This window comes from Bradyrhizobium sp., from assembly GCF_019242285.1.
Lineage (GTDB): Bacteria > Pseudomonadota > Alphaproteobacteria > Rhizobiales > Xanthobacteraceae > Bradyrhizobium.
On sequence record NZ_JAFAVV010000821.1, the window covers coordinates 1 to 8,402 of the forward strand.

General features: G+C 66.7%; 6 protein-coding genes. 2 read left to right on the forward strand and 4 right to left on the reverse strand.

Translation table 11 applies throughout. The features are described from left to right. Positions 1 to 934: integrase arm-type DNA-binding domain-containing protein (locus JOY90_RS33700; RefSeq protein ID WP_291695410.1), on the reverse strand; the 934-nt coding region annotated here is incomplete at its 3' end. Positions 935 to 1,217: 283 nt separating this feature from the next. On the opposite strand from JOY90_RS33700, the gene JOY90_RS33705 reads away from it, so the two are divergent. Both JOY90_RS33705 and JOY90_RS33710 read left to right on the forward strand, forming a co-directional pair. Beyond that, positions 1,218 to 2,678, forward strand: coding sequence for an ATP-binding protein (locus tag JOY90_RS33705; RefSeq protein ID WP_291695411.1), 1,461 nt, complete (start codon positions 1,218 to 1,220; stop codon positions 2,676 to 2,678). 91 nt (positions 2,679 to 2,769) lie between these two features. Continuing rightward, complete coding sequence (locus tag JOY90_RS33710; protein ID WP_291695412.1) at positions 2,770 to 5,685, forward strand: bifunctional [glutamine synthetase] adenylyltransferase/[glutamine synthetase]-adenylyl-L-tyrosine phosphorylase; 2,916 nt, start codon at positions 2,770 to 2,772, stop codon at positions 5,683 to 5,685. 66 nt (positions 5,686 to 5,751) lie between these two features. On the opposite strand, the gene JOY90_RS33715 is transcribed toward JOY90_RS33710, so the two are convergent. From JOY90_RS33715 to JOY90_RS33725, 3 genes are all read right to left on the reverse strand, one after another. Beyond that, entirely contained in the window at positions 5,752 to 5,973 is a 222-nt protein-coding gene (locus tag JOY90_RS33715; protein WP_291695413.1) for a formate dehydrogenase subunit delta, read from the reverse strand. Beyond that, positions 5,957 to 6,808, reverse strand: coding sequence for a formate dehydrogenase accessory sulfurtransferase FdhD (gene fdhD / locus JOY90_RS33720; RefSeq protein WP_291695414.1), 852 nt, complete (start codon positions 6,806 to 6,808; stop codon positions 5,957 to 5,959). The genes JOY90_RS33715 and fdhD overlap by 17 nt, the downstream gene beginning before the upstream one ends. A gap of 4 nt (positions 6,809 to 6,812) precedes the next feature. Continuing rightward, positions 6,813 to 8,402 (reverse strand): molybdopterin-dependent oxidoreductase (locus JOY90_RS33725; protein WP_291695415.1); only part of this gene is annotated, 1,590 nt, incomplete at its 5' end.

The window sequence follows — 8,402 nt, forward strand, 5'->3', positions numbered from 1 at the left end:
CACTGGCGTGGTCTGACGGGAACACGTACTTGCCCGCGCGTGGCATCGATCGGATGATCTCGATCGCCTGATCGGACAGTGGAACGAGATGTGGCTTCGGTTCCAGGTCGCCCTTTATCTTCATCTTTTCAGCTGGAATCATCCACCTCCTTGCTTCGAAATCGAGCTCCGTCCATTCCATCAGCCGAATTTCCTGGGAGCGGACGACAGTGAGGATGCCGACTTCGACACAGCGAGCAGCAACGGCGTCGTCGAAACGCAGGCCGACCATCATCTGCGGCATTTTCGTGTAGGGGGCTGACCTGTGGCCCTTCTTGCGATGCAGTTTGCGGGGGGAGGGCAGCAGATGTTTAAGATTGCCGCGCCATGCGGCAGGGTTTTCACCGGTGCGGAGCTTCAAGGCCTTGGCAGCGTCCATCAGCCGCTCGATCCGCTGGCGCGTTCGCGACGCGGTTACCGGCTTCACCGTCCAGATCGGCTTAAGCGCTTCCAGCACATGCTCGGTGGTGATCTCGCCGATTTTCAGATCGTGCAGCTTCGGCAGGTCGCGGATGGCGCGCGCCCACTGCTTCTCTTCTTCCGGCGACAGCCCCTTGCACCATCCGGGGTACTGCTCCTCGGCAAACTCCTTGAATGTCTTGCCGCTCTGACCGGTGGCCCGCTTCTTGACCCGCGGATCGATGCCCGTGCGCTTCAAGGCGACCTTGTAGTCACGTGCCTTCTCGCGCGCGCTGCTCAAGGTCAGGACGTCGCCGCTGGTGCTGTCGCGGTCGCCGGCCCTGGCGAACTCCATTTGTGTCCGCTTGCCCTGAAGGTCGGTAAAACGGAAGGCCCACAGCCGATCGCCGCTCTTGCGCACCACCAAATAGAGTCCCCCGGCGTCGGCGTGAACGCCGGCTTGCAGGGATTTAACTTGGTTCGAATTGAGCGCCACTTTAAGTTCCTCTTTCGCTTACCATTTGCGTCACGGATCGTTCACCGTGACGGTCGGCCGCACCAGGAACGACCCGTTCTCGATCCCTGACCGTCACGGATTACTTTGGAGGGAGACATGACGTCAACTTACCATTTTTGGACCAAAATCGGCCGGCGTTCACCGATCTGTGACGACGTCACACGACAGTTGGTGAAGATAAGCCATTGAAATTGCATGGGATGAAGAACAGGGATGACAGTCGATGATGGCAGACGCGGCCCTTAAAATAGGTACATGATCCGTGACGGCCTTCGGTAAGCTGATCCGCACCACGGCGTTCCGGCTGACGCTGGTCTATCTGTTCCTGTTCGCGCTGTTCGCGGCCTCGCTGCTCGGCTACTTCGCCTGGAATACGCGGCGGCTGATCACCGAGCAGATCACCACCACCGTCACCGCGGAGGTGGGTGAGCTCAGCGACATCTTCGAGCGGCGCGGCCTGCGCATACTGTTCCCCACGGTCCAGAATCGCGCACTGCGACCCGGCGCCAATCTCTATCTCGTCACGACGCCGAGCGGGCAGATGGTCGCCGGCAATGTCGGCGCACTGATGCCGGGCGTGATGGGATCGATGGGCTGGTCGGAGACCGCCTATCGCCGGCTCGAGGAGCAGGACAATGCGACGCATCGGGCGCTGGTCTACGTCACCCAGCTCGGTGGCGGCTTTCGGCTCCTGATCGGGCGCGACCTCGAGGAACGGCGGCGGCTGTTCGGCATCGTCGCACAGGCGGCGCAATGGTCGATCCTGGTCGTGGTGGTGCTCGGCATCGGCGGCGGCATCTTCGTGGCGCGGCGCGTGCTGACGCGGATCGATGCCATGACCGGCACCACGCAGCGAATCATGGCCGGCGACCTTTCAGGCCGCTTGCCGGTCGGTCGCAGCGGCGACGAGCTCGATCGGCTGGCGGAGAACCTCAATGCCATGCTGGAACGGATCGAGGCGCTGATGGCGGGGCTGAAGGAGGTGTCCGACAACATCGCCCATGACCTGAAGACGCCGTTGACGCGGTTGCGCAACCGCGCCGAGGAAGCACTCGCGAAGTCGAGCTGCGAGAGCGGATATCGCGCCGCGCTGGAGCGGACGATCGAGGAATCCGACGGGCTGATCCGCACCTTCAATGCGCTGCTGATGATCGCGCGCGCCGAGTCCGGCCAGGCGCGCGGCAATATGGACGATTTCGACGCCGCCGATGTCGCCAGCGGCATTCACGAACTCTACGAGCCGCTGGCAGAGGAAGACGGCATGACGCTGCGGCTGAAGACGACGCCCGCGCCGCTGCGCGGCAATCGCGAATTGATCGGCCAGGCGCTGGCCAATCTGGTCGAAAACGCCATCAAATACGGCAAGCCCGCTGCGCAGCAGACGCCGGTCATCAGTCTCGAGGCCAGGCAGATCCTGATCGAGGCCCGGCGCGAGGGCGACCAGGTGCTGCTCAGCGTCACCGACCATGGTCCGGGAATACCGGAAGGCGAGCGCAAGCACGCAATGGAGCGGTTCGTGCGGCTGGATTCGAGCCGCAGCCAACCCGGCTCCGGCCTCGGCTTGAGCCTCGCGTCCGCGGTGGCCACACTGCACGGCGGCGAGCTCAGGCTGGGCGACGCCCGGCCCGGGCTGGTGGCAACCCTGACCATTCCGGCGCGGACCGGTGCCGGCAACCGGCTGCTGCCCGTGCCCGCTGCCGACGTACCGCAGAAAGTGGCGTGATCCGCGCACTTCGTGATAGAGGCTGCCTCCTCACGCGAGCGCCGGAAGCAATTTGGAACCCGTCCGAAACCTCAGATCGCCGCCCCTCGTCGTGCGGTTCGCGGACGCGCCCTATCTCGCGGCACCCGAGCTCGCGGATCGGCGCCTCGGCGATTGGCGGGCCGAGCTCGCACCCGAGCCATCCGCCGCGATCGGTGAGGTGCTTGCTCAGCCGACGGCCGGGGCCGTCCTGCGCGGCATTGCCGAATTCTCGCCCTACCTGTTCGATCTGGTCCGCGGCGACGCGGCGCGGCTGATCCGCGTGCTTCAATGTGATCCGGAGACCCATTTCGCCGCGCTGATCGAAGGCATCTCGTGCGACGTGCTGGACGCGTCGGGCGAGACCGACGTCATGCATCTGCTCCGGCGCGCCAAGGCGGAGGCCGCGCTGCTGATCGCGCTGTGCGACATCGGCGGCGTCTGGCCGGTGATGCGGGTGACAGCCGCGCTGACCGAGCTTGCGGTGACGTCGGTGCAGTCGGCGCTGCGGTTTCTGTTGCGGCAGGAGGTCTCGCGCGGTCGGCTCGCGCCGCCGAATCCGGATTGCCCCGAGGAGGGCAGCGGGCTGTTCGTGCTGGCCATGGGCAAGATGGGTGCCGGCGAGCTCAACTATTCCAGCGACATCGATCTCATCGTGTTCTTCGATGCGGAGGCCACCACGCTCGCCGCCGACATCGAGCCTCAGCCGTTCTTCGTCCGCGTCACCCAGGCGCTGGCGCGGCTCTTGCAGCAGCGCACCGGCGAGGGCTACGTGTTCCGGGTCGATCTGCGGCTGCGGCCCGATCCGTCGTCGACCCAGGTCGCGATCTCGACCGAGGCGGCGCTGCATTATTATGAGCGCGAGGGCCGCACCTGGGAGCGTGCCGCCATGATCAAGGCGCGGCCCTGCGCCGGCGACCCCAAGGCGGGCGAGGCCATGCTCACGGAGCTCGCGCCGTTCGTCTGGCGCAAGCACCTGGATTTCGCGGCGCTCGCCGACGTCCACGACATGAAGCGGCAGATGCAGACCTATCGCGGCCAGAGCGAGATCGCCGTCGAGGGCCATAACGTCAAGATCGGACCCGGCGGGATTCGCGAGATCGAGTTCTTCGCGCAGACCCAGCAACTGATCGCGGGCGGCCGCCATGCCGAATTGCGGGTGCGGCCGACGCTGGCCGCGCTCGACATGCTGGCCTCGAGCGACTGGATCACCTTCGAGGCGCGCGACGAATTGACCGCGGCCTATCATTTCCTGCGCCGGGTCGAGCACCGCCTGCAGATGATGGCGGACGAGCAGACCCACAGCCTGCCCGACGACGTCGAGGCGGTGGAGCGTTTTGCCAATTTCTTCGGCTATGAGAGCCGCGCAGCCTTCGCGCGCGACCTGTTGCGCCACCTGCGGATCGTCCAGGGCCACTACAGCAAGCTGTTCGAGGACGATCCGACCGGCACCGCCAAGCTGCCCGCGGTCGACTTCGCGGCCGGCGCGGAGGACGCGCGCCTGTTGGAGCATCTCGCCGCGCTCGGCTTCAAGGAGCCGGTCGCGGTCGCGCAGACGGTGCAGCTCTGGATGGCCGGCGAATATCGCGTGTTCCGGGCGGAAGCGACCCGCAGCGCCTTTGCGATGTTCGTGCCGGCGCTGATCGACGGCCTCGCGCATGCCGAGGAGCCCGACCGTGCGGTCGCGGCCTTCGACCGCTTCCTGCAGGCGCTGCAGCAGGGCGGGCGGCTGATCACGCTGCTCGGCCAGAACCGCGATCTCGTCGCGCTGGTGGCGCTGGTGCTGGGGGCGGCGCCCCGGCTCGGCGACATGCTGGCGCGGCAGCCGCGGCTGATGGACGGGCTGATCGATCCGCGCTTCTTCGGCGCCATGCCGGACCAGCGCGAATTGTCGTCGCGGCTCGCGGCCACCCTGCAGGACGCCGGCTCCTACGAGGAGTTCCTCGACCGGTTGCGCCTGTTCGGGCAGGAGAGCCTGTTCCTGATCGGCACGCGGATTCTCTCCGGCACGGTGTCGGCGCAGCAGGCGAGCACGGCCTTCGCCGACGTCGCCGAGGGCGTCGTCCATACCGTGCATGGTCTCGTGACCGAGCGCTTTGCCGCCCAGCACGGCCGGATCACGGGGCAGGAGACCGCAATCCTCGCGATGGGCCGGCTCGGCAGCCGCGAGATGACGGCGGCCTCCGACCTCGACCTGATCCTGCTCTACGAATTCGACGCCGAGCATCCCGATTCCGACGGGCCGAAATCGCTGCATGGCGCGCATTATTTCGCGCGCTTCACCCAGCGGCTGATCAGCGCGTTCACGACGCGGACCAATTACGGCGTGCTCTACGACATCGACATGCGGCTGCGTCCGTCCGGGCGCGCCGGGCCGCTCGCCTCGCACATCCGCTCGTTTGCCGAGTACCAGGAGCACGAGGCTTGGACCTGGGAGCACATGGCGCTGACGCGGGCGCGAGTGATTTCGGCGTCACCGCGCTTCCGCGTCAGGATCGAGGAGGTGGTGCGCGCGGCCTTGACGCGGCCGCGTGACGCCTCCGGCGTCGCCTTCGATGTCGCCGAGATGCGGCGCGCCATCGCGCAGGAAAAGGGCGAGGACGACGTCTGGGACCTGCGCAACGCCGCCGGCGGGCTGACCGACATCGACTTCATCGCGCAATATCTGCAGCTCGTTCACGCCAACGCCAAGCCCGACATTCTCGACGTCTCGACGTTGCAGGTGCTGGAGAACGCCGAGCGGCTCGGTGTGCTGCCGAATGCGTCCGCCGCCGTGCTGCGCCCGGCGGTCAGGCTCTACAACGACCTGACCCAGATCATCAGGCTCTGCGTCAGCGGCAGGTTCAATCCGGAGACGGCAGGCGAAGACCTGCTGCGCGTGATGGCACGCGCCGGCGACGCGCCGGATTTCTCCTCGCTGCAGGCGCGCGTCAAGGAGACGCAGGCCGAGGTGCGGCGGGTGTTTCAGGCGCTGCTCGACGGGAGTTGACGGGCGTCAGATTTTCGTAGCCCGCATGAGCGACGGGTCGCTCACCCGGGCTACAGCCACGACGAGCTACGTGGGCTGCTTCAGCGTCTCGAGCGCCTGGCGCACATCGGGATCGAGGCCGGCGCCGCCGGCGTCGAGATGCGCAAAAATCTGCTGGCGCATCCGCGGATCCCAGAACTTCCTGATGTGCTCGGCGACACCAGCCACGGTCCTGTCGTGGCCCTGGGCATGAAAGAACTTGCCGATCTGGTTCGCCATGTAGATCAGGCGCTCAGGCGACGACGACATTGACAGTCTCCCTGGTGTCGGCATCCGCCGCGATCCGCTCGGGATGGGTGAAGATTTCAAAGCCGTCGGCGCGGGCGATGGCCACCAGCGTGATGCCGGCGGCTTCCGCCGTCCGTACCGCGAGCGCAGTGGGAGCAGAGATCGCCGCGAGCAGCGGCGCGCCGAGCGCAGCCGTTTTCTGCACCATCTCGACCGAGACGCGGCTGGTGAGCAGCACCATGCCGTCGCCGGGTGGCACCTCCGCCAGCGCCAGCGCGCCGGAAAGCTTGTCCAGCGCATTGTGGCGGCCGACATCCTCGCGCAGCGCGACGAGGCCGTGCGACGGCGTCCAGAATCCGGCGGCATGCACCGCGCGGGTCTTGCGGTTGATCTCCTGGAGCGGCGCGATGCCCTGGATCGCCGCGACGATCTGCGACGGCGAGAAGGTGCGGCTGCTTTCCACCACCGCCGCCGGGCGCACGGCTTCCGCGATCGAATCGATGCCGCAGATGCCGCACCCTGTCGGGCCGGCGATATGACGCCGGCGCTCGCTCAGGAGCGCGGCCTTGTCGGGCGACAGCCACATTCTGAGCTCGATGCCGTCGTCGAACGCGACGATATCGAGCTGCTCGATCTCCTCGGGCGACCGCACGACGCCTTCGTTGAGGCTGAAGCCGACCGCGAAGTCGCTGAGATCCTGCGGCGTCGCCATCATCACGGCGTGGGTTCCGCCGTTGTAGGTCAGCGCGACCGCGGTCTCTTCCGGGATCGTCCGCGTGCCGTCGCCAACGCCGCCATGGACCAAGCCGCCATCACGCCAGACCTTGCGAGCGACGGTGCGGACCGGCGAGTGCATCGCGCTACTCCGCGGCTTCCGCCGGCGCGATGCGGCGCGAATGCCGGGCCTGGGCGTCATAGGCCTTCTGCCAGTCGGACGGACCGTTCGATGGCGAAATCTGCACCGCCGTGACCTTGTATTCCGGACAGTTGGTGGCCCAGTCGGAGAACTCCGTGGTGATGACGTTGGCCTGCGTGTCCGGATGGTGGAAGGTGGTATAGACCACGCCGGGTGCGACACGATCGGTGATCAGCGCGCGCAACGTGGTCTCTCCGGCGCGGCTCGCGAGCCTGACCCAGTCGCCGTCCCGCACGCCGCGCTGCTCGGCGTCGTGCGGATGGATCTCCAGCCGGTCCTCGGCATGCCAGACGACGTTCTCGGTGCGCCTCGTCTGCGCGCCGACATTGTACTGGCTGAGGATGCGGCCGGTGGTGAGCAGCAGCGGGAAGCGCGGCCCGGTGCGCTCGTCGGTCGGGACATATTCGGTGATGACGAACTTGCCCTTGCCGCGCACGAAGCCGCCGATATGCATCACCGGCGTGCCTTCGGGCGCCTTCTCGTTGCAGGGCCACTGCACCGAACCGAGCTCGTCGAGTTTGGCATAGGAGACACCCGCGAAAGTCGGCGTCAGCGCGGCGATCTCGTCCATGATCTCGGACGGATGATCGTAGTGCATCTCGAAGCCCATGGCCTTGCCGAGCAGGATGGTGACCTCCCAGTCGGCATAGCCGTTGCGCGGCGTCATCACCTTGCGCACGCGCTGGATGCGCCGCTCGGCATTGGTGAAGGTGCCGTCCTTCTCCAGGAACGTCGAGCCGGGCAGGAAGACGTGGGCGTAGTTGGCGGTCTCGTTGAGGAACAGGTCGTGGACGATGACGCATTCCATCGCCGACAGCGCGGCCACCACGTGGCTGGTGTTGGGATCGGACTGCAGGATGTCCTCGCCCTGCACGTAGAGTCCCTTGAACGAGCCGTCGATCGCGGCATCGAACATGTTCGGGATGCGCAGGCCCGGTTCCTTGTCCAGCTTGACCTGCCACAGCGCCTCGAAGGACTCGCGCACCGCATCGATGGCAATGTGGCGATAACCCGGCAGTTCGTGCGGGAACGAGCCCATGTCGCAGGAGCCCTGCACGTTGTTCTGGCCGCGCAGCGGGTTCACGCCGACGCCGGGGCGTCCGATATTGCCGGTCGCCATCGCGAGGTTGGCGATCGCAATCACCGTGGTCGAGCCCTGGCTGTGCTCGGTGACGCCGAGCCCGTAATAGATCGCGCCGTTGCCGCCGGTCGCAAACAGCCGCGCCGCCTCGCGCAGCACCTTGGGGTCGACGCCGGTCATGATCGCGGTCGCTTCCGGGCTGTTGTTCGGAAGTGCTGCGAAGGCGGCCCAGTCCTCGAACTCGCTCCAGTCGCAGCGCTCGCGCACGAAGGCCTCGTCGACCAGACCTTCGGTGACGACGACATGCGCCAGCGCGGTCAGCACGGCGACGTTGGTGCCGGGCAACAGCGGCAGATGCAGCGCCTCCATGTGCGGTGATTCCACCATCTCGGTGCGGCGCGGATCGACCACGATCAGTTTTGCCCCTTGGCGCAACTGCTTCTTCAGGCGCGA